Origin of the sequence: endosymbiont of Ridgeia piscesae (assembly GCF_001443665.1) — a bacterium.
Taxonomy (GTDB): Bacteria; Pseudomonadota; Gammaproteobacteria; order Chromatiales; family Chromatiaceae; genus Endoriftia; species Endoriftia persephonae.
The window spans coordinates 1-20,882 of sequence record NZ_KQ557134.1 but is presented as its reverse complement, the minus strand read 5'-3'; the positions used below and the strand labels follow the sequence as shown (position 1 = coordinate 20,882).

General features: G+C 60.2%; 18 protein-coding genes. 12 read left to right on the top strand and 6 right to left on the bottom strand.

The window, feature by feature from the left end; all coding sequences use genetic code 11:
* Positions 1–248 precede the first annotated feature (248 nt).
* The 3 genes from dnaB to radA are packed head-to-tail and all read left to right on the top strand — an operon-like array spanning position 249 to position 4,115.
* Positions 249–1,655, top strand: a complete 1,407-nt coding sequence (gene dnaB, locus Ga0074115_RS10455) for a replicative DNA helicase (protein WP_060528493.1) — start codon at positions 249–251, stop codon at positions 1,653–1,655.
* On the top strand, positions 1,655–2,755 hold the full coding sequence (alr, locus tag Ga0074115_RS10450) for an alanine racemase (protein ID WP_057956727.1): 1,101 nt from the start codon (positions 1,655–1,657) through the stop codon (positions 2,753–2,755). Before dnaB ends, alr begins: the two co-directional genes overlap by 1 nt.
* On the top strand, positions 2,742–4,115 hold the full coding sequence (gene radA, locus Ga0074115_RS10445) for a DNA repair protein RadA (protein WP_057956726.1): 1,374 nt from the start codon (positions 2,742–2,744) through the stop codon (positions 4,113–4,115). Before alr ends, radA begins: the two co-directional genes overlap by 14 nt.
* Positions 4,116–4,122: 7 nt before the next feature.
* On the opposite strand, the gene Ga0074115_RS10440 is transcribed toward radA, so the two are convergent.
* The 3 genes from Ga0074115_RS10440 to Ga0074115_RS10430 form a co-directional block, all read right to left on the bottom strand.
* Positions 4,123–4,482, bottom strand: coding sequence for a PilZ domain-containing protein (locus Ga0074115_RS10440; RefSeq protein ID WP_057956725.1), 360 nt, complete (start codon positions 4,480–4,482; stop codon positions 4,123–4,125).
* A gap of 18 nt (positions 4,483–4,500) precedes the next feature.
* The gene (locus Ga0074115_RS10435) at positions 4,501–5,136 is read right to left on the bottom strand and encodes an FHA domain-containing protein (protein WP_060528492.1); all 636 of its coding nucleotides are present in this window, start codon (positions 5,134–5,136) and stop codon (positions 4,501–4,503) included.
* 339 nt (positions 5,137–5,475) lie between these two features.
* Positions 5,476–6,768, bottom strand: a complete 1,293-nt coding sequence (locus tag Ga0074115_RS10430) for an HlyC/CorC family transporter (RefSeq protein ID WP_057956723.1) — start codon at positions 6,766–6,768, stop codon at positions 5,476–5,478.
* Positions 6,769–7,208: 440 nt separating this feature from the next.
* On the opposite strand from Ga0074115_RS10430, the gene Ga0074115_RS10425 reads away from it, so the two are divergent.
* The 9 genes from Ga0074115_RS10425 (at position 7,209) to fliJ (ending at position 17,249) form a co-directional block, all read left to right on the top strand.
* A complete protein-coding gene (locus Ga0074115_RS10425; protein ID WP_060528491.1) occupies positions 7,209–8,681 on the top strand; it encodes a sigma-54 dependent transcriptional regulator in 1,473 nt (490 codons plus the stop codon).
* Positions 8,682–8,799: 118 nt separating this feature from the next.
* A complete protein-coding gene (locus tag Ga0074115_RS10420; RefSeq protein ID WP_060528490.1) occupies positions 8,800–10,035 on the top strand; it encodes a sensor histidine kinase in 1,236 nt (411 codons plus the stop codon).
* Complete coding sequence (locus Ga0074115_RS10415; protein ID WP_057956721.1) at positions 10,032–11,378, top strand: sigma-54-dependent transcriptional regulator; 1,347 nt, start codon at positions 10,032–10,034, stop codon at positions 11,376–11,378. Before Ga0074115_RS10420 ends, Ga0074115_RS10415 begins: the two co-directional genes overlap by 4 nt.
* Positions 11,379–11,439: 61 nt before the next feature.
* The gene (fliE, locus tag Ga0074115_RS10410) at positions 11,440–11,757 is read left to right on the top strand and encodes a flagellar hook-basal body complex protein FliE (protein WP_057956720.1); all 318 of its coding nucleotides are present in this window, start codon (positions 11,440–11,442) and stop codon (positions 11,755–11,757) included.
* Positions 11,758–11,943: 186 nt separating this feature from the next.
* Complete coding sequence (fliF, locus tag Ga0074115_RS10405; protein ID WP_082626880.1) at positions 11,944–13,653, top strand: flagellar basal-body MS-ring/collar protein FliF; 1,710 nt, start codon at positions 11,944–11,946, stop codon at positions 13,651–13,653.
* Positions 13,643–14,686: a flagellar motor switch protein FliG gene (gene fliG / locus Ga0074115_RS10400; RefSeq protein ID WP_057956719.1), complete on the top strand. Its 1,044-nt coding sequence runs from the start codon at positions 13,643–13,645 to the stop codon at positions 14,684–14,686. Before fliF ends, fliG begins: the two co-directional genes overlap by 11 nt.
* On the top strand, positions 14,673–15,368 hold the full coding sequence (locus Ga0074115_RS10395; protein ID WP_082626879.1) for a flagellar assembly protein FliH: 696 nt from the start codon (positions 14,673–14,675) through the stop codon (positions 15,366–15,368). Before fliG ends, Ga0074115_RS10395 begins: the two co-directional genes overlap by 14 nt.
* 3 nt (positions 15,369–15,371) lie before the next feature.
* A complete protein-coding gene (gene fliI / locus Ga0074115_RS10390) occupies positions 15,372–16,793 on the top strand; it encodes a flagellar protein export ATPase FliI (RefSeq protein ID WP_057956718.1) in 1,422 nt (473 codons plus the stop codon).
* Positions 16,794–16,811: 18 nt separating this feature from the next.
* On the top strand, positions 16,812–17,249 hold the full coding sequence (gene fliJ, locus Ga0074115_RS10385; RefSeq protein WP_057956717.1) for a flagellar export protein FliJ: 438 nt from the start codon (positions 16,812–16,814) through the stop codon (positions 17,247–17,249).
* A gap of 19 nt (positions 17,250–17,268) precedes the next feature.
* On the opposite strand, the gene Ga0074115_RS10380 is transcribed toward fliJ, so the two are convergent.
* The 3 genes from Ga0074115_RS10380 to Ga0074115_RS10375 are packed head-to-tail and all read right to left on the bottom strand — an operon-like array spanning position 17,269 to position 20,764.
* Positions 17,269–18,681 (bottom strand): sigma-54-dependent transcriptional regulator, encoded by a 1,413-nt coding sequence (locus Ga0074115_RS10380; protein ID WP_057956716.1) that lies wholly within the window; start codon positions 18,679–18,681, stop codon positions 17,269–17,271.
* Positions 18,678–19,274, bottom strand: a complete 597-nt coding sequence (locus tag Ga0074115_RS16820) for a sensor histidine kinase (protein WP_232433045.1) — start codon at positions 19,272–19,274, stop codon at positions 18,678–18,680. The genes Ga0074115_RS10380 and Ga0074115_RS16820 overlap by 4 nt, the downstream gene beginning before the upstream one ends.
* Complete coding sequence (locus tag Ga0074115_RS10375; protein ID WP_232433044.1) at positions 19,214–20,764, bottom strand: PAS domain S-box protein; 1,551 nt, start codon at positions 20,762–20,764, stop codon at positions 19,214–19,216. The genes Ga0074115_RS16820 and Ga0074115_RS10375 overlap by 61 nt, the downstream gene beginning before the upstream one ends.
* Between the last annotated feature and the right edge of the window lie 118 nt (positions 20,765–20,882).

Below are 20,882 nucleotides of genomic sequence, written 5' to 3'. Positions count from 1 at the left end.
TGACCCGCGCCCCGGTCGGCCAGTGTGTCTGCCGGGGTGCTGGCGCTTGTGCGCCAGCATAAGTTGAATCTGCCACTCCTCCCTCAGCTACGGTGCGCCCCGGTTTAGCTATCGTTCCGGTTTTTACTTCCCAGCGCAACCGTCAGACACTGCCCCTGCCGCTGCCGCTTTCCTGAAGCTGGCGGAGCACGTATCCTTAGCACTTTGGGCGGCGTCACCTTGATGTCGTCCGCTTGCTAGATGCCATCATGTCAGAACAATCCTATCCTGCTGATATACAAGACTATTTTTCGGATCGCGCCGAAAATCTGAAGGTTCCGCCCCACTCGATTCAGGGCGAACAGTCGGTGCTGGGCGGGCTGATGCTCGATAACTCCACCTGGGATCGCATAGCCGACCAAGTGGTGTCGGAGGATTTTTACCGCAAGGAGCACCGCCTGATATTCGATGCGCTCAGCGCACTGGCGGATCAGAGCCAGCCTTTCGATGTGGTGACCCTGGCGGAGGCCCTGGAGCGACGTGGTGACCTGGAGGAGGCGGGTGGCCTGCCCTATCTGGTGACCCTGGCGGAGGAGACACCAAGCGCCGCCAACATCAAATCCTACGCCGGCATCGTGCGCGAGTATGCGGTGATGCGTCAGCTGATCTCGGTGGGTAGCGAGATCTCCGACATCGCCTTCCATCCTGAGGGTCGCGATGCGAATGAACTGCTCGACCATGCCGAGCGTAAGGTGTTCGAGATTGCCGACCAGCGTACCCGTGGCGGTGGTGGCTTTACGCCGATCAAGGGCCTGCTGACTAAGGCAGTGGATCGCATCGAAACCCTATTCCAGCAGGATGAGCCGATCACCGGCGAGTCCACCGGCTTCAGCGACTTCGACGAGATGACCTCGGGGCTGCAGCCGGCGGATCTGATCATCGTCGCCGGGCGTCCCTCCATGGGCAAGACCACCTTCGCCATGAACATCGCCGAGAGTGTGGCGATCAAGGCCGGCAAGCCGGTGGCGGTGTTCAGTATGGAGATGCCGGGTGACTCGCTGGCGATGCGCATGATGTCGTCGCTGGGGCGTATCGACCAGATGCGGGTGCGTACCGGCAAGTTGGAGGATGATGAGTGGCCGCGCCTCACCTCGGCGGTGAGCATGTTGGCGGAGACCAAGCTCTTCATCGACGATACTCCGGCCCTGACCCCCACCGAGGTGCGCGCCCGGGCGCGGCGCCTGAAGCGAGAGCACCCCGACCTGGGGTTGATCGTGCTCGACTATCTGCAGCTGATGCAGGTGAATGGCGGCAACGAGAACCGCACCACCGAGATCTCGCTGATCTCGCGCTCGTTGAAGGCGCTGGCGAAGGAGCTCAATGTGCCGGTGATCGCCCTCTCCCAGCTCAACCGTAGCCTGGAGCAGCGCCCCAACAAACGCCCGGTGATGTCTGATCTGCGTGAGTCTGGCGCCATCGAGCAGGATGCGGACCTGATCGTCTTCATCTACCGCGACGAGGTATACAACGAGGATAGCCCCACCAAAGGCATCGCTGAGATCATCATCGGCAAGCAGCGTAATGGCCCCATCGGCACCGTGCGTCTCACCTTCCTTGGCAAGTACACCAAGTTCGAAAACTATATTGCAGACCCCTACGGCGACGAGAGCTATTGATGAGTTTTGCCCCCCAGGCACTCATTGACCGGGCGGCCCTGCACCACAATCTGCGCCGGGTGCGCCAGGCTGCTCCGACAAGTCGCATCTGGGCGGTGATTAAGGCCAACGGCTACGGTCACGGCATGGAACGGGTGGCGCAGGCGCTGACAGATGCGGACGGCTTTGCGGTGGCGCGTATCGACGAGGCGGTGCGGCTGCGCGCCGCCGGTATCGACAAGCCGCTGCTGGTATTGGAGGGGGTGTTTGATGCCGAGGCCCTGCGCGCAGCAGCGGCCCACCAGGTTGCAGTGACGGTGCACCAGACCCAGCAGCTGGAGCTGTTGGAGCAGACCCTACTGGCTCACCCGATCGAGGTCTGGCTCAAGGTGGATAGCGGCATGCACCGGCTTGGTTTCCGGCCGGAGGCGGTGGCAGCAGTGGCGCAGCGGCTGCAACAGACGCCAGCGCTGGGAGTGTTGCATCTGATGACCCATCTGGCCAACGCTGATGACCCACAGGATCCTGCCAACCAGGACCAGTGTGTACGCTTCGACACTATCGATACCACCCCCTTTGCGCAGCTCTCCATCGCCAACTCTGCCGGGCTGTTGGCCTTTTCTGAGTGTCAGCGTGACTGGGTCCGCCCCGGCATCATGCTCTACGGGGTCTCACCCTTCAGCGAGGGCAGTGGTGAGTCGCTGGGCCTGAAGCCGGTGATGCACTTCAGCGCCCCTGTGATCGCCGTGAATCGCTATGAGACGGGTGAAGCGGTCGGCTACGGCGGCAGCTACCGCTGTCCCGAACCGATGCCGGTGGCGGTGATCGGCGTCGGTTACGGCGATGGTTATCCGCGCCATGTCCCGGGCGGCACACCGGTGCTGCTGCGTGGCCGGCGCCTGCCGCTGGTGGGGCGGGTCTCGATGGATATGATCTGCGTCGATGCCCGCGAGCTGCCCGATCTGCAACCGGGCGAACCGGCGCTGCTGTGGGGGCCGGGACTGCCGGTGGAGGAGATCGCCAGACGCGCTGGCACGATCCCCTATGAACTGCTGTGTGGTATCACCGGGCGGGTCGGGTTTGTCGAAGTCAATTCGGAGGGCAGGGATGGCGCAGGGTAGTCGAAAATCTTCCAAATCGGTCTACAGTTGCTCGGCCTGCGGCGCCACCTCTCCCAAGTGGGCTGGCCAGTGTCCCGATTGCAAGGCGTGGAATACCCTGGAGGAGACGGTTACGGGCAGCCGTGGTGGGTTGGGCCGCTATACCGGCTACGCCGGTGCGAGCCAGACTAAGGTGTTTCCGTTGGCCTCGGTGGAGACCGCATCGGAGGCGCGCCGCAGTTGTGGCAGCGGCGAGCTCGACCGGGTGCTGGGCGGCGGTCTAGTGGATGGCTCGGTGGTGTTGCTCGGCGGTGACCCCGGTATCGGCAAGTCGACCCTGTTGATTCAGACCCTGGCCCAGCTTGCTCGCGAGATTCCGACCCTCTACGTCTCCGGTGAGGAGTCGCCGCGACAGATCGCGTTGCGCGCCCAGCGCCTCGGGCTGCAGGTGGAGCAGCTGCAGCTGCTACCAGAGACTGCCATCGAGCGCATCATTGCCACTGCCGAGCGAGAGCGTCCGGCGGTGATGGTGGTCGATTCGATCCAGACCATGTATACCGAGCTGCTGCAGTCGGCGCCGGGCTCGGTTTCTCAGGTGCGTGAGTCCACCGCGCAGCTGGTGCAGTTTGCTAAGCGTAGCGGTACCGCGGTGTTTTTGGTCGGTCATGTGACCAAGGAGGGGAGTCTGGCGGGGCCGCGGGTGTTGGAGCACATGGTTGATACGGTGCTCTACTTCGAGGGCGAGGTGGGCAGCCAGTTCCGTCTGATTCGGGCGATCAAGAACCGTTTTGGCGCGGTCAATGAACTGGGCGTCTTCGCCATGACCGAGAAGGGCTTGAAGGAGGTTAGCAACCCTTCAGCGATCTTCCTATCCCGCCACAGCCAGTCAGTGCCAGGCAGCGTGATCCTGGTGACCCGGGAGGGCACCAGGCCGCTGCTGGTGGAAGCCCAGGCGCTGGTGGATGAGAGTCCGCTGGCCAATCCACGTCGTGTCACCCTGGGGCTGGAGCAGAACCGGCTGTCGATGTTGCTGGCGGTGCTGCATCGTCACTGCGGCATCGGCATGTTCGATCAAGATGTCTATGTCAACGTGGTGGGCGGTGTGCGCATCACCGAGACTGCCGCCGATCTGGCGGTGCTGCTGGCAGTGCTCTCTAGCTTCCGCGATCGGCCGCTGCCGGAGGGGTTGGTGGCGTTTGGTGAGGTGGGGCTGACTGGTGAGATCCGCCCAGTGCCGAATGGTCAGGATCGTCTGAGGGAGGCGGCCAAACATGGTTTTAAGCTCGCCATCTTACCCAAGGCGAACGCGCCCAAGCAAGCACCGGAGGGGGTTCGGGTGGTGGCGGTGGAGCGGCTTGCCGAGGTGCTTGACGCGATATAAAGAAGCATTATCGCAACAGCTCTTCCAGCTCCCGCTCCAGCAGGGCTGGGCCTGTGCTGTTGAGTTCAACCAGACGCCGCAGGTGGGTGATGCTGTCGAGGTCGATCTCGATACACTGCAGGCCGAGTCGTTGCGCCTCCTGGTGGACGGCGTGGCACTGCATCTTGATTTGAGTCTCCTCGTCATCGAGTCTGATCTGTAGTTCAAGCGGCTTCGTGGTTGGTTGCCAGTCTGTCTCGATCTGCACCAGTGCCCCCTTCAGGGAGATATCGATCAGTCGGACCTCGGTTGTACGATCTTCGGCGTTCAAGGTCGCGGGGATATCGAACAGGATTCGATGAAACTGTCGACGTTCGTGCTCTGGCATGACGGGTGGCTCTTGGCTTCAGAAGTGAAACTGCATCTTGGTCTCGCCGACCTCGATCATATCCCCCTCTTTTAGCAGAAAACTCTCGCTGCCGATGGGGTGATCGTTGACCTGTGGCGGGTTGGGGCCCTCCAGATAGGAGATGTAGTAACCATCGTTCCGCAGCGAGATCATTGCGCAGTCGGTGCCGGCGCGGCCGATGCGGGTGAGATTGCGGTTGAGCGGGATGATGCGTCCTAGATGAGCGCCGCTAAGTATCTGGAGGATCCCCTTGCGGCGCGATTCATCGATGTTGGTCCCCTCCGGGCCACTCTCTGCCTGTTCGTTACTCCCCACCGGTATATTGATGTCGCCGGAGGGTTCGATGGCGTCTTCTGCATAGGCAAGGGTGTGTTTGCCGATCTCCATCAAATCGCCATGGGTCAGTTCACTGCGCTCGATGGAGTTGTAGTTGAGCGACAGGGGGTACTCCTCGTCGAGTACCTCGATGCGGCATTGTTGATCGTCCAACACGATCTTGGCGTGCAGCGGCGCAATTGCCAGGCTATCGATGCAGATGTCGCAGCTGGGATTGCGACCGATGAGGGTCTCCCCCGGCTTGAGGTGATACACATCGATCAGGCGGCCTTTGAATGAGAGTGTCAGCTTTGGCATGGCCGGGTCCGTGAGATCGGTTGTTCTTGCTGCTTGCTAGGGAGCCTCTGAATGAATTTTGGCGAGCAGAGTTGTGAGGGTAAATTCTCCGCTGCAAGGAGAAAATTGCAAGTAATAGCTGGTCTATTGCCAAGATTTCCAACGCAGCAGCGGGAAATTTTGATCGCAAGGCTGTCATTCATGATTCGTTCAGAGGCCCCCTAAAGAGCCGAATCAAACGATCAGATCTATTCAAGGCATACGAGTGGTGGCGCTCTATCAATGCTGGCTCCTCCACGGAAAATGATTTGGCGCTAGCTTTAGATGCAGATGATATATACATAATAAGTGGGTGATCAACTAGTTAGAGCCCTTTTTGGACTCAGTTTCACTGTTTTTCAGGTCAGTTCGGATGCGCACCATCTTTACCGTGTAGCCGGAGGTTTGCATGATCTCGATTGGGAGGCCCGCCAGGCGCAGGCTGGTACCAGGTTCCGGGATGGTCTCCATATACTCCAGGATCAGGCCGTTGAGGGTCTTTGGGCCGTCGGTTGGCAGCGGCCAATCCATTTTGCGTTTCAGGTCGCGCACACTGGCACTGCCCTCCACCAGAAAACTGCCATCCTCTTGAGGGTGCACATTAGGCAGGCTGTCGAGGGGATCGGTGGTGAATTCGCCGACAATCTCCTCCAGCAGATCAACCAGGGTTACCAGACCGAGCAGGTCGCCATATTCGTCCACCACCAGGCCGGTGCGTCGTTTGAAGCGCTGAAAATTGAGTAGCTGTTGGTTGAGCGGGGTGCCTTCCGGGATGTAGTAGGGGGTTTGCGCGATCTCCCGCAGGGACTCTTTGTGTAGCCCGCCATTAGCCAGCAGGCGCGCTGCGCCGCGCAGCGGCAGCATGCCGACCACTTCATCGATGCCGCCGTCAACCAGTGGCACCAACGAGTAGTGGACTTCCTGGATCTGCTCGATGATCTCATCCAGTGGGTCTTTCAGGTCGATTAGCGTGACTTCGTTGCGTGGTACCATGATGTCCTCGATCTGGGCCTTCTCCAGGTCGAGGATACTGATCAGCATGCGTTGATGGAGTTCAGGAATCAGCGCCCCTGCCTCGTTCAGAACAATACGTAACTCCTCCTGACTGAGGGCGTCGCGACTGCGATGCGCGTAATCCACCCCCAATAGCCTGAGCAGGTTGTTACCCATCCAGTTGACGATCCAGACCAGCGGGTAGAGTAGTCTCAGCAGGGGTTTGTAGATGTGCGCGGCGGGGAAAGCGACCCGCTCCGGATGCAGCGCAGCGAGGGTTTTTGGAGTCACTTCGGCGAAGATCAGGATCACCAGGGTGAGCAGGCCGGTGGAGATGGCGATGGCGGTGTTGCCGCCGAGACGGATCGCCAGCAGGGTCGAGATCGAGGATGCCAAGATATTGACGAAGTTGTTGCCCAGCAGGATCAGCCCGATCAGTCGGTCGGGGCGGGAGAGCAACAGGGAAGCCTTTTCAGCACCCTTGTGGCCCTTTTCTTTGAGGTGTCGCAGGCGATAGCGGTTGAGCGACATCAGCGCAGTTTCGGAGCCGGAGAAGAAGGCGGAGAGCGCAATCAACAGAGCGAGGGTGCCAAATAGCAATCCTGTGGATAGATCGTCCAAACGGAGGTTTCCTTACATAATTCCTCGACCTCCTATCTTCGAGTAGTAGCAGGTGATGTCAAGCGCTGAAGTCGCTTTTCTCCCATCGATCTGGAGAAGGGAAAAGGCCTCGGGAAAGAGTTCAGTCAATATGACGATTTGATAGCCAGGCTATCGCTGCAAACTCCCCACTAAATCTGGTCTGTTTTGTCACATTATTAGCTGATTCTTTGTCCTGTATTGCAGCTTCGGCTTTAGCCGGACAAATCGACTGAAGCCGGCTCTACATGCGCTCCATGTGACTGCTAGGTAATAATAATTATCATCTGTGTCAGATAGTTAGCGGACGTTCATGCCAAAAAATATATGTATGACGTTATTTTGACATGACTTAATATTACTGCTTTACTAGGCAGCACCTCCCCTCTCCACGGGGCAAAGAAAGAAGGAGTTCAGACACAATGGGGCAGTCGGCAAAACGAGCAGGGCAGGCGTTTCCCAAATTGTGTGCCTACCTCATAGATGATGATGAGACTCGTCGAGAGTACCTGGAGCATATTCTCTCGTTTCTGGATGCCCGTCTTCACCGGGTGAAATCCTATCAAGATATCAAAAGCCATGTGGAGGCGGAGAAAGAGGCCTGTTCAGCGGTACTGGTCAGCCCTCATTACTGCCAGGGTGAAGGGCGGAAGATGATCGAGGCGCTGGAGAAGCAGATGCCGGATCTGCCGGTATTTCAGATTTTTGGTGAGGAGAATCCGACCAGTACCGAGGGTTGTGAAAACGTTATCGGTCAACTACAGGTTCCCACCCACTATGACGAGTTGATGGCGCTGATCCACAAGGCCCAGGTGTTTCAGGAGAGTCGAAGAAATGGCGGCCATGTCACCGCCCGTTCGGTGGAACTGTTCCGTTGTCTCTCCGGTAGCAGCCGGGCGACGCACCAGATCAACAAGATGATCGATCAGGTGGCGGACTCCGAGGCCACCGTGCTGATCCTGGGCGAATCGGGCACTGGCAAGGAGGTGGTGGCGCGCAAGCTCCACTTCCACTCCAAGCGGCGCGGCAAACCCTTTGTGCCTGTCAACTGCGGCGCAATCCCTGCTGACCTGCTCGAGAGTGAGCTGTTTGGCCATGAGAAAGGGGCCTTTACCGGCGCCATCAGCAGCCGCCAAGGTCGATTTGAGATGGCAGAGGGGGGCACCCTGTTTCTCGATGAGATCGGTGACATGAGTATGCCGATGCAGGTCAAACTGTTGCGGGTTCTGCAGGAGCGTAGTTTTGAGCGGGTCGGTAGTAACAAACCGATCAAGAGCAACGTTCGGATCCTTGCCGCGACCCATCGGAACCTGGAAAAGGCGATTGAAGACAATAGCTTCAGAGAAGATCTCTACTATCGGTTAAATGTCTTTCCGATCGAAATGCCGCCACTGCGCGCGCGCGTCGAGGATATCCCGGTGCTGGTTACCGACTTGATACGCCGCATTGAGAACGAGAAGCGGGGCTCGGTGCGGCTGACCCCCGCTGCAGTCGCGGCGCTGAGTCACTACCGTTGGCCCGGCAACGTGCGGGAGCTGGCCAACCTGATCGAGCGGCTGGCGATCCTCTACCCCTATGGCGTGGTTGACGTGGCTGATCTGCCCGACAAATTCCGTCCGGTCGGCAACCTGGTGGATACTGTGCAGCTGCCGGAAGTGGCGATCAGAGGGAGTGAGCCGGATACCGTGGTGCATGCCCCACGTCTGCCTAACGAGGGCATCGACCTGAAGGCGCACCTGAGCACCCTAGAGCAGAGCCTGATTCAGCAGGCGCTGGATGAGTCGGAAGGTGTAGTCGCCCATGCCGCCAAGCGGCTTCACATGCGCCGCACCACACTGGTGGAGAAGCTACGGAAATATGGCCTGCAGCGCCAGACCGAGTCGACAGGAATTTGACGCTTACTCCACACTATTATTATTAACTCATTGAATTTAAATGAAATCATAATAACGGCACGGTTTTTGTTAGTGGTATTGCAAAGGATGAATCCGCAATACCAAGAGACAAAAAATCGTGTCGAGCAAAAGTCTACAGCCTGAGCGCCGCGAATCCCTTGAGGCGGCCTTCAATCTCTTCAACCAACTCTCGGAAGAGCTGACCGGCTCCTATCGGCAGCTGCAGGAGCAGGTGCTGCAACTGAACCGGGAGCTGGCGGCGACCAGCAGCGACCGCATGTTACAGCTAGCAGAGAAGGAGCGTCTGGCGGATCGTCTGGGTCGCCTGTTGGAGACTCTGCCAGCTGGGGTGGTGGTGCTGGATGACGAAGAGCGGGTGGTGGAGGCCAATCCGGCCGCATTGCGTCTGATCGACGGGCTCACAAAAGGCGCCAGCTGGAAGGCGCTGGAGCTGGCGGCGTTTGAGGCGCAGCGGCTGCCGGCGGCTGACTGGACGTTGCGTGACGGACGTCTGCTGAGCGTCTCCAGTTGTGCCCTCGAACACTCGCCGGGCCGTATCCTGGTGCTGCTCGATGTGAGTGAGACGCGCCGTCTGCAGGAGCACCTCAATCGTCAGGAGCGATTAGGGGCGATGGGTGAGATGTCGGCACAGCTGGCGCATCAGTTGCGTACCCCGCTCAGCTCGGCGCTGCTCTACGTCTCCCAGCTGGGACGTGATGATCTTTCGTCACCTCAGCGGGAGCGCTTCACCGGCAAGCTGCGTTCACGGTTGCAGCACATGGAGAGTCAAATCCGTGACATGCTGCTATTTGCCCGGGGTGGAGCTGGTGCAGAGGAGCCACTGTCGCTTGTTGAGCTACTGAAGGGGTTCACCACCACCCTCGCCAGCGAGCTGCAACAGACTTCGGTCAGCCTGCATCTGGATCATAGTGATGCTGAAGCTGCCCAGATTCTTGGTCGAAGTGATGCGTTGCTCGGGGTGCTGGGGAATCTCGCCGACAATGCGGTGCAACACGGCGCACGCACTATCTGCATCAGGCTCAGTGGCGGCCCGCTGTTGACCATCCTCTTCTCAGACGACGGCTCTGGTATCGCACCGGAGGTCCGTCACCAGATATTCGATCCCTTTTTCACCACTCGTCCCGCCGGCACCGGCCTGGGATTGGCGGTGGCACAGAACGTAATTCTCGCCCATGGCGGTGAAATCCAGCTGCTTGATTCACCTGCACCGGGCACCCGTTTCCAGATTGAGTTGCCTCGTTACCAGTCGCGCCAGCGGGAGCGGCTAACGGAGAGACCGCTTGCAGCAGACAAAGTCGAGCCAATTTCCCGTCACCGGAGTGCAGTACTATGAGTCAGTCAACCGTTCTCATCGTTGAAGATGACCCGGCTCTGCGGGAGGCGCTGAGCGATACTCTCGAACTGGCGGGGTATCCGGTCGTAGCGGCAGACGAAGGTGGTGCTGCACTGGAGATCCTTGAGCAGGAGCCGGTCGGCATGGTGGTGAGCGATGTGCAGATGCGGCCGATGGATGGTTACCGGCTGCTGAAGCGGATCAAGAACAGCTACCCGGAGCTGCCGGTGCTGCTGATGACCGCCTACGGCACGATCGAGAAGGCGGTCGATGCGATGCGTGACGGTGCGGTGGACTATCTGGTGAAACCCTTCGAGGCGGAGCTGCTGCTCAACAAGGTGGCCAGTACCATCATCGATACTTCAGCCAGCGCCGGCAGTGGGCCGGTGGCGGAGGATCTACGCAGCATCGAGGTGCTTGCGCTGGCACGTCGCGTGGCGGTCAGCGATGTCACGGTGATGGTGCAGGGTGAGAGCGGTACCGGCAAGGAGGTCTTCGCCCGCTACATCCATAACAGTTCGCAGCGCCGGGACGGCCCCTTCGTCGCCATCAACTGTGCCGCGATTCCTGAAAGCATGCTCGAAGCGGTGCTGTTTGGCTATGAAAAGGGCGCCTTCACCGGCGCCTATCAGTCCACCGCCGGCAAGTTTGAGCAGGCCCAGGGTGGCACCCTGCTGCTGGATGAGATCTCCGAGATGAGCCTGGCGTTGCAGGCGAAACTGCTGCGAGTACTGCAGGAGCGGGAATTGGAGCGCCTGGGTGGCCGCCGCATTATCGAACTTGATGTGCGGGTGTTGGCCACCACCAACCGCAATCTGCGCGAAGAGGTCGCCGCTGGCCGCTTCCGCGAGGATCTTTTCTACCGTCTCAATGTCTTCCCACTGCTGCTGCCGCCACTACGGGAGCGCCAGCACGACATCCTGCCGTTGGCAAAGCATTTGATCCGCCAGCATCTGCAGCCTGGGGAGGCGATGCCCATCATCGAACCTGCCGCAGAACAGCTTCTGCTTAGCCATCGCTGGCCCGGTAATGTGCGAGAGCTGGACAACCTGATACAGCGGGCCCTGATCATGCGGCAGGGGGAGAACATCCGGGCTGAGGATCTCAGTTTTGGGGCAGGTTTGTCGCCGGAGCCCGACTCAGCAGAAGCGAAGGTGAGCAAAGAGGGGGGCAGACGCCTGCCGGAGGATCTGCGCTCGGTAGAGGAGCAGATGATCATGGAGGCCCTGCGGGAGGGTAAGGGAAGCCGCACGTTCGCGGCAGAACGGCTGGGGATCAGCCAGCGTACATTGAGGTACAAGATCGCACGGATGCGAGAGGCTGGTGTTGAGATACCGGGATGATCAGAGTGGTGCGGAAACTGCATGGCAATAGCAGGCATGATTTCATCAGGGGAAAGGTGCAATGAGCAGTATGGACATCAACCAGGTTCTGGCGCAGATGCGGGTGATGAACGCCCAGGCACAGAACCAGGCAGAGCAGAGCAAACCTGCCGCGCAGGCGGATTTCAGCGATCTGCTGAAGCGTTCCATCGACCAGGTCAATGAGACCCAGCAAGAGGCCAAGGCGCTGACACAGGCGTTTGAGACCGGCGAGAAGGATCTCGATCTGGCCCAGGTGATGATCGCAGTACAGAAGTCGAGCCTCTCGTTCGACGCCATGGTCCAGGTACGGAACAAACTGGTCGAGGCCTACAAGGACGTGATGAACATGCCGATCTAGGAGGCTGTTGGGTTATGGCTGTTTTACTGTGGAAAAGCCTCGCTGGTCGAGTTTTCCGTTCGTTCTCGTTAAATAGAGCGGGTTATTCGCCTCGAATGAACGAAAAATTCACCTCAGTGATGCTTCCCTTCGTTACAAACCCCATAACCCGACAGCTGCCTAGCCGTTTGAGGGGGGAGTGAGCGCATGGAACTGACCAATCCTGAAGAGCCGGGTGGCAAGGCCCTGGAAGTAAGCCGGCGGCTGCAAGACAACCCGCTGCTACGCCAGTTGGCGGTGATGGTCGGTATTGCCGCCAGTGTTGCACTCGGTGTTGCGGTGGTGCTGTGGAGCCAAAAGCCGAGCTACAGCGTGCTGTTTGGCAACCTGGCGCAGAAAGATGCAGCGGAGATCGCCCAGGTGCTGCAGCAGTCGGGCATCGACTACGAGGTGGATCCTGCCAGTGGCCTGATCATGGTGCCGAGCGGTGATCTGCAGCAGGCGCGGATGAAACTTGCCGGCCAGGGTTTGCCGCACAGTGACTCGGTCGGCTTTGAGCTGCTGCAGCAGGAGACCGGTTTCAACACCAGCCGACTGGTGGAGGCGGCGCGCTACCAGAGGGCCCTGGAAGGGGAGCTGACGCGTACCATCATGACCCTGGCCAACGTGGAGACAGCGCGGGTCCACCTGGCGACGCCGAAACAGTCGGTGTTCATCCGCCAGCGCAAATACCCCAGCGCCTCGGTCACCGTCAAACTCTATCCCGGTCGCACCCTGGAGAAGGGCCAGGTGGAGGCGATCGTGCATCTGGTCGCCTCGGCAGTGCCGGAGTTGGAAACCTCACGGGTCACGGTGGTGGACCAGAAGGGGCGTCTGCTCAGCGGCGATGAAAACTCCAGCCAGATGAGCCTCACCACCAGCCAGTTTGAATACACTCAGGAGCTGGAGGCGCACTTCAAACAGCGCATCGAGGATATCGTTGCGCCGCTGGTGGGCAAGGACAACCTACGCGCCGAGGTTACCGCCGAACTCGATTTTAGCCAAGTGGAGCAGACCCAGGAGAGCTTCAATCCCGATATGGCGGCGCTGCGCTCTGAGCGGGTCAACGAACAAGTGAGCCGGTTGCGTGCCGAGCAGGGGGTGCCGGGGGCACTCACCAACCAGCCGCCGGCGGCCGGATCTTCTCCGGAGCAGGCATCCGGCGCAGGCGGCGAGGGAGAGGGCACGCCGATCAACACCAGCAAGCAGGCGACGCGCAATTTTGAGCTCGATAAGACTATCAGCCACACGCGCCTGCCGACAGGTTCGCTACGGCGCTTGTCGGTGGCGCTGGTGCTCAACGATCGGGTGCGGCTGAGCATCAACGAGGCGGGTGAGGAGCAGATCGAGACGATCCCGCGCACCCCGGAGGAGATCTCCAGCATCACTAATCTGGTCAAGGAGGCGATCGGTTTTAACCCGCGCCGCGGTGACAGCGTGCGGGTGATTAGTGAGACTTTCTTTGTCCCAGTACCGCCTGAGCCGCTGCCCGAACTGCCGATCTGGGAGCAGCCCTGGTTTTGGGATGCAGTGCGTCAGGCCAGTGGGCTGTTGCTGGTGCTGCTGCTGATCTTCGGCGTGCTCAAGCCGACCATGACGCGCCTTACCGCCCAACCTGGTGAGGGTGGGGATGAGGAGGGCGAAGGGGTTGCTGCTGGCGGCGTGATCGGCGCCGAAGGTATTGCGGGCGAAGGGCTTGAAGGCGAGCTTGCGGGTGAAGGTGGGCTCGCTGGCGAGCTGGAGGGGGGGGAGGCGGTCAAGCTGCCCGGCCCCGGTAGCTATGAGAAGACCCTTGAAGCCGCCCGCCAGATGATCGCAGAGGATCCAAAACGGGTCGCCCAGGTGGTCAAACAGTGGATAGCCGACGATGCCCGATAACAAGAAGGCCATGGTCACCGAGGCGGAGGTGGCCGAAGTTGAAAATATAAGCGGCCTGAACCGGGCGGCGATCCTGCTGCTTGCCTTGGGCGAAAATGATGCTGCTGAACTGCTCAAGCACATGGGCCCGAAAGAGGTGCAGGATGTCGGCATGGCGATGGCCGGACTAACCAACGTCACCACCGATCAGATGGAGATGGTGATGCGCCACTTCGTCGCCAACCTGGAGAAGCAGACCGCACTTGGGCTTGGCTCCGACGAGTATATCCGCAACATGCTGACCAACGCGCTGGGGGCCGACAAGACGGGGGGCGTGATCGACCGCATTCTGCTGGGGCGCAACAGCAAGGGTTTGGAGCAGCTTAAGTGGATGGATTCGCGCTCCATCGCCGAGCTGATCCGTCTGGAACATCCACAGATCATCGCCATCGTGCTCTCGTTTCTCGAGTCCGACCAGGCCGCCGAAGTGTTGTCGGAATTCAGCGAGCGGATCCGCACCGACATTGTAATGCGCATCGCCACCCTCGACGGTATCCAGCCCAAGGCTTTGCAGGAGCTGGATGAGATCCTGGAGAAGCAGTTCTCTGGCGCCACCAACGTCAAATCCTCCAGCCTGGGCGGGATAGATACCGCCTCCAGCATTCTCAACCTGCTCGATGGTGCAGTCGAGAGCCAGGTAATGGACGAGATCATGGAGGCTGATGCGGATCTGGGGCAGGAGCTGCAGGACAATATGTTCGTCTTCGACAACCTGATCGATGTGGATGATCGTGGCATCCAGACACTGTTGCGAGAGGTCGCCTCCGAACAGCTGCTGCTGGCGCTGCGCGCAGCGGATGAGGGGCTCAAGGAGAAGATATTCAAGAATATGTCGAAGCGCGCCGCAGAGATGTTGGCGGACGATCTGGAGGCGGCAGCGCCGACCAAACTGAGTGACGTAGAGGCGGCGCAGAAGGAGATCCTGCAGGTGGCACGCCGACTCTCCGACGCCGGTGAGATCATGCTGGGAGGTGGCGGTGATGAGTTCGTCTAAACTGCGGCCGGAACAGCAGACGGATGAGATCCGGCCCTGGCTGCCTCCCGAAATGGAGGGAGAATGCAAGCCAGAGCGCCCGGCGGATGAGGTCGAGATGGAGGATGCAGAACTGCCGGCTCCGCCCACTGCTGAGGAGCTGGAGGCGGTTCGTCAGCAAGCGTATGAAGAGGGTTTCGAGAAGGGCAAGGAAGATGGCTTTGAGTTCGGCCACAAGGAGGCGCTGCAGCAGGAGCGCGAGCAGATCAAGCAGCATATTGCGCGCCTGGAACGGCAGCTCAGCCTGCTCGACGAGCCGTTGCGGGAACTTGATAGAGCGGTGGAGGAGGAGCTGGTGACCCTGGTGATCGCGATGGTGCGCCAGCTGGTGCGGCGCGAGGTGCGTGCCGATCCGAATCAGATCGTCGGTGTGGTGCGTGAAGCGCTGGCGATCCTGCCAGTCTCCTCGCGCAACGTCAGGCTGCTGCTGCACCCGGAGGATGCCGAACTGATCCGTGAGATCTACGCTCTGGGTGAGGCCGATCTGGGCTGGGATATCATCGAGGATCCGGTGATCAATCGCGGTGGCTGCCGGGTGATCACCGACACCTCCCAGGTGGATGCTACTCTGGAGTCGCGTCTCGCCAATCTGATTGCGCCGCTGTTGGCTGGCAGCCGCTCGTTGGATGAGTCGGAGAGATAGCCGATGAGCCAGCAGAGCCCAGCTGAAAATCGCTCCCATATCTGGTTGCAACGCCTGAAAGAGTATGAAAAGCGTCTGGGCGACAGTCGTGGTCTGGTGGTGGAGGGGCGGCTCACCCGCATGGTGGGGTTGACCCTGGAGGCAGTGGGTTGCCGCGCCGCGATCGGTGGCCAGTGCGAGGTGGTCAGCGCCAGTGGTGTACACATCGAGGCGGAGGTGGTGGGGTTCGGCGAGGAGAGTCTCTATCTGATGCCCACCGGCGATATCCGTGGACTGGAGCAGGACGCCCGGGTAATCCCCACCGGGCGGGTCTGTGAGGCGGTGGTGGGCGATCATCTGCTGGGGCGGGTCATCGACGGCGCCGGCAAGCCACTAGATGGCAAGGGGCCGCTGCGCAGCGATGAACGTCGTCCGCTCACCGGCGAGACCTTCAACCCGCTGGCCAGGACGCCGATCCGCGAGCCCCTCGACGTGGGGGTGCGGGCGATCAACGCCCTGCTCAGCGTTGGCCGCGGTCAGCGCCTCGGATTGTTTGCCGGTTCCGGCGTTGGCAAGAGCGTGCTGCTCGGCATGATGACCCGCTACACCAACGCCGATGTCACCGTGGTCGGTCTGATCGGCGAGCGTGGCCGCGAGGTGAAGGAGTTTGTCGAGAACATCCTCGGTGAGGAGGGGATGAAGCGTGCAGTGGTAGTGGCGGTGCCGGCGGATAATCCGCCGCTGCGGCGTCTGCATGGCGCGATGCTCGCCACCAGCATCGCTGAGTACTTCCGCGAGCAGGGCAAACATGTGCTGCTGTTGATGGATTCACTGACCCGCTTTGCCCAGGCGCAGCGGGAGATCGCCCTGGCGATCCACGAACCCCCGGCAACCAAGGGCTACCCGCCTTCGGTCTTCGCCAAGCTGCCGCAACTGGTGGAGCGCGCCGGCAACGGCGATACCGGCAGTGGTTCGATCACCGCCTTCTACACCGTGCTGGCGGAGGGGGATGACCAGAACGACCCGATTGCCGACGCGGCGCGGGCGATCCTTGATGGACACATCGTACTGTCACGCCGCCTGGCGGATGCGGGGCACTATCCGGCCATCGATATCGAGGCCTCAATCAGCCGGGCGATGAACGACATCACCAGTTATGGTCATCAGGGTGCGGCGAGATCATTCAAGCATCTCTACTCCCTCTATCAGCAGAATCGTGATCTGGTCAGTGTCGGTGCCTACGAGGCGGGTAGCAATGAGCAGATCGACATGGCAATCGCGGCGATGCCCGCACTCAACGATTTTCTGCGTCAGGATATGTACACCCCAGTCAACCTGGAAGAGAGCCTGGAGGGTTTGGCGGCGCTGTTTCCTCCAGAGCAGGATGGGAACAATGATCTGATCGCGGGGCTGGAGCAGCAGCAACCAGGGTCAGAGACCCCTTAAGTAGTGAGGTAGGATGTCATGTCTCCATCAAAGCGACTCAAACCGGTACAGCGAGTGGCCCACTCCCGTGAGCAGGTGGCGGCCCGTAATCTTGGTATCTCGCGTAAGGTCTTGCAGGAGCAGCAGAACAAGCTGGAGCAGCTACGCCACTACCACCAGGACTACCTGCAGCGCTTTGAGCAGGCCGCACGCAACGGTATTGCGGCTGCGCAGATGCAGGAGTATCGCGCGTTTATCGCCAAGCTGGATGAGGCGATCCGCCGGCAGGAGTCGGTGGTTGCCGCCAGTCAGTCTGAGCACACAGCGAAAAAGAGCCACTGGAGAGAGAAACACAGCCGCACTCAGGCGTTGAATAAGGCGATCGACCGCTATCAGATTGCTGAGAGCAAGAACGAGGCGCGTAGTGAGCAGAAAGAGAGCGACGAGCTGAGTCAGCGCCTTGGCAGTGAGAAGTGAGGCGTCTGGGCTGATTACTTCAAGCCCGGCTGCCCTCCCGTAACTCCTCATCCTCCTCCAAAGGGGTACCGTTCGGCGAACTCAGCTCAAACTGGTTGATCATGCGCCGCAGGCGCGGGCGGGAGATGCCGAGGATCTCGCAGGCCCGCCCCTTGTGCCAGTTGTTGGCGTCGAGCACCCGCTGGATATGGGCCTTCTCCATCTCCTCCAGACTCCACCGCTCCAGCGGTTTGCCGCTGGCCTGTGGTAGGGGCGGGTTCAGCTCCGCCTGTTGGCAGATGTAGTCGGGCAGCAGGTCGCGGGTGAGTTTGTCGCCGGGGGAGAGCGCCACGCACTTCATCAACAGATTCTCCAATTCACGCACATTGCCGGGCCAATGGTAGGCCTGCAGGCAGTCGAGCACCTCTTTGGTGATGTGCGAGACGTTGCGCCGCAACTCTTTGTTGATGCGCGCCAGCAGGGTCTGGATCAGGTCCATCAGATCCTCCTTGCGCTCGCGCAGTGGCGGCAGATGGATGTTGATCACCTGCAGCCGGTAGAAGAGATCCTCCCGGAAGTTGCCGCGCTGCACCTGCTCAGAGAGATCGAGATTGGTGGCGGTGATCACCCGTGCATCGGTGGTCTGGGGCTGCTTGGCGCCGAGTGGGGTGAACTCCTTGTACTGTAGTACCCGCAACAGCTTGGCCTGCATCGAGGGGGAGAGCTCGCCGACCTCGTCGAGAAAGATGGTGCCGCCGCGGGCCAGTGCAAACTTACCCTCCTGGCGGGAGACTGCGCCGGTGAAGGCGCCCTTTTCATGACCGAACATCTCCGATTCGAGCAGGGTCTCCACCAGTGCGGCACAGTTGACGGCGACAAGCGGGCCGTCCGGCGAGGCGCTGGCGCGGTGGATGGCGCGAGCCACCAGCTCCTTGCCGGTACCAGAGGCGCCGGTGATCAGCACTGTGGCTGGGCTCTTCGCCACCAGCCCGATGGTCTTGAAGACCTCTTTCATGGCTCGGCTGCGGCCGACCATGGTGAGCGGGTGGCCGCCCGACTGGATACTTTTTTCGGTATTGACCAGATCGTCGTTGTTATCGCTGTTGAGCTTGTCAATCGACGCCTCCAGCTCATCGATATCGATCGGTTTGTGGATGTAGTCGTCGGCGCCCTTCTGCATCGCCTCGATGGTGCTTTCCATATCGTGGAAGGCGGTGATCATGATGATGCGGGTGGTCGGCAGAGCCTGTCGGAATTCGGGCAGCCCTGCGAGCCCTGACTTGCCGGGCATGCGGATATCGAGGATCACCAGTTCAGGTGCCTTGTGCAGCGCCTGTGTCAGCCCCTCGTCGACGCTGTGCGCGATCCCGACCTGGTGTCCCTGGGTCTGCAGGTGCAGTTGCAGGGTACGGCAACTGGCGACGTCGTCATCCACAATGAGAATTTTGCTCATCTCTCCTCTTCCTCAAGCTGAGAATCTCCGGAGTGCTCCGGTGATTGAAACGAAGTGGGCAGGACAATTGATGCACAGGCGCCCTGCGGTTCATTATTGTGCAGCATGATGCTGCCTTTATGTTGTTCGATAATGCGTTTGACGATCGCCAGGCCAAGACCGGTCCCCTGGGCGCGGGAGGTATAGAAGGGATCGAACAGCTTAGCTGCAATCTTCGGGTCGATGCCGCAGCCGTTGTCACAGATATCGATGCGCAGGCCGGTACCACGTGGACCGAGTTCGATCATCACCTCGATGATGATCTGGGGTTTTTCTGCACAGGAGGTGGCTTGGGCGGCGTTGACGATTAGGTTGGAGAAGACCTGGCGCAGCTTGTTGGGATCGGCATAAACGGTGGGCATGCCCGGCTGATAAAAGGTGTGCAGGTCGACCTTGAAGGTGTCGATCTTCTTCTGCGCCAGACCGATGGCGGTGTCGATGATCTTCTCCACGCTCAGCCACTGGGGTTTGATGGCGTCGGGACGGGAGTAGGTCAGCATGTCGGAGAGGATCTCCTCCATGTAGCGGATCTGGTCGAGGGCGATCTGCCGCAACTCGCTCTCCTGTCGCCCGATTGCTTGCCGAGGATCTGCAGGGTCATCTTCACCGATGAGAGCGGATTGCGCAGATCATGGGCGATCATGCTGGCCATCCGGCCCATCGCCGCCAGAGTCTGGGCGTGGGCCAGCTCCCGATTGCGTTCCGCCACCTCGGCCTCGAGACGCTTGCGCTCGGTGATGTCCTCCTTCACCGCCAGATAGTGGGTGATTTCGCCCGCGGCGTTGTGGATTGCGCTGATCGCAGCCGACTCCCAGTAAAGTTCGCCGTTTTTGCGCCGGTTGTGGAACTCACCACGCCACTCACCGCCGTCACTGATCGCATCCCACAGGGAGTGATATTCGTCGGAGGAGGTCTCACCCGACTTGAGTACGCTGGGATTTTTACCCAGTACCTCAGCCGCGCTATAGCCGGTGACCTCGGTAAACTTGGGGTTGACGTATTCGATCTCGCCGCTGAGGTTGGTGATCATGACGATGCTGGGACTCTGTTCGACCGCCTGGAAGAGTTTGTGTAGCTCCTCTTCGGCGTGACGCTTTTTGGTGATATCTTCGCCGATGCCGGTGACCCCAATCACCTCCCCCTCGGTATCGTAGGAGAGGGTGTTGTTCCAGGCGATCAGCCGCAGCGTGCCGTTGCGGGTCTTGACCTGGGTCTCGGTCAGGGTGGGAAACTCCTGCGGGTCGGCCATCGCTGAGAGTACATCGTTGATCTGATCGGTGGCGTCTTTCGGCACAAACCGTTCGATCCAGCTGCTGCCGACCAGTTCATTCTGGTTCCAGCCAGTCAGTCCCAGAAAGTGCTTGTTGCAGAAACGGATGTGCCCCTGCCGATCGAGGGTGACGGCGGCCAGTTCGATATTCTCCAGGGTGTGGCGAAAGCGCTTCTCATATTCGCTCTGCGCCTCAGCGCGCCGGTGCCTCAGATGGGAGTAGGCGAGCAGCGCCGAACCGAAACTGATCAGCAGGAACATCGCCAGATAGAGCGCCAGGTGCTGTCTTAAAAAGCCCGGCAGGCTGGAGTAGATATCGCTGGGGGGGATGCGGGAGATGATCTTCCAGATCCGGCTACTGGTAGATTGGAGCTTCGGCGGCTGATCAAGCAGTGGCAGATCACTGCTGGCGGCGCTGTTGGTCGGGTGCACGGTATGAAAGGTGAAGAGCCCCTCTGGGTTGGCGAACTGCCCCTGCTGCTGGCTGGAGATGATTCGCCAGGCGGCAGGGTAGCGCTTGCCAAAGGTGGTGTTGCGGCCCAGCATGAAACCCCAGGCGTCCTCCGGGTTGGGGCTGCTGAGCCAGTAGCCTTCCTGGTTGACCAGCTCGGTGTGGTCGGCGATGTTGGCCGCCGCGTGGGTGAAATTCTGGATCAGCCGCTCGCCCAGGTAGTTGAGCAGGATGATGCCGCGCTTGACACCGTTACGGTCGAAGATCGGGGTGGCAAAACGCATCATCGGTTTGAGCGGATACTCGATCTGCCCCCCCTCCACATTGAGATCGAGCGGTGAGATGTATTAATCGTTCCGAAAGTATTGGCAGTGTATACTGCTTTCCATGGCTACGATAAAAGAACAGCGTGATCAGAAAAGGAAAGATGTAGTGGAGGCG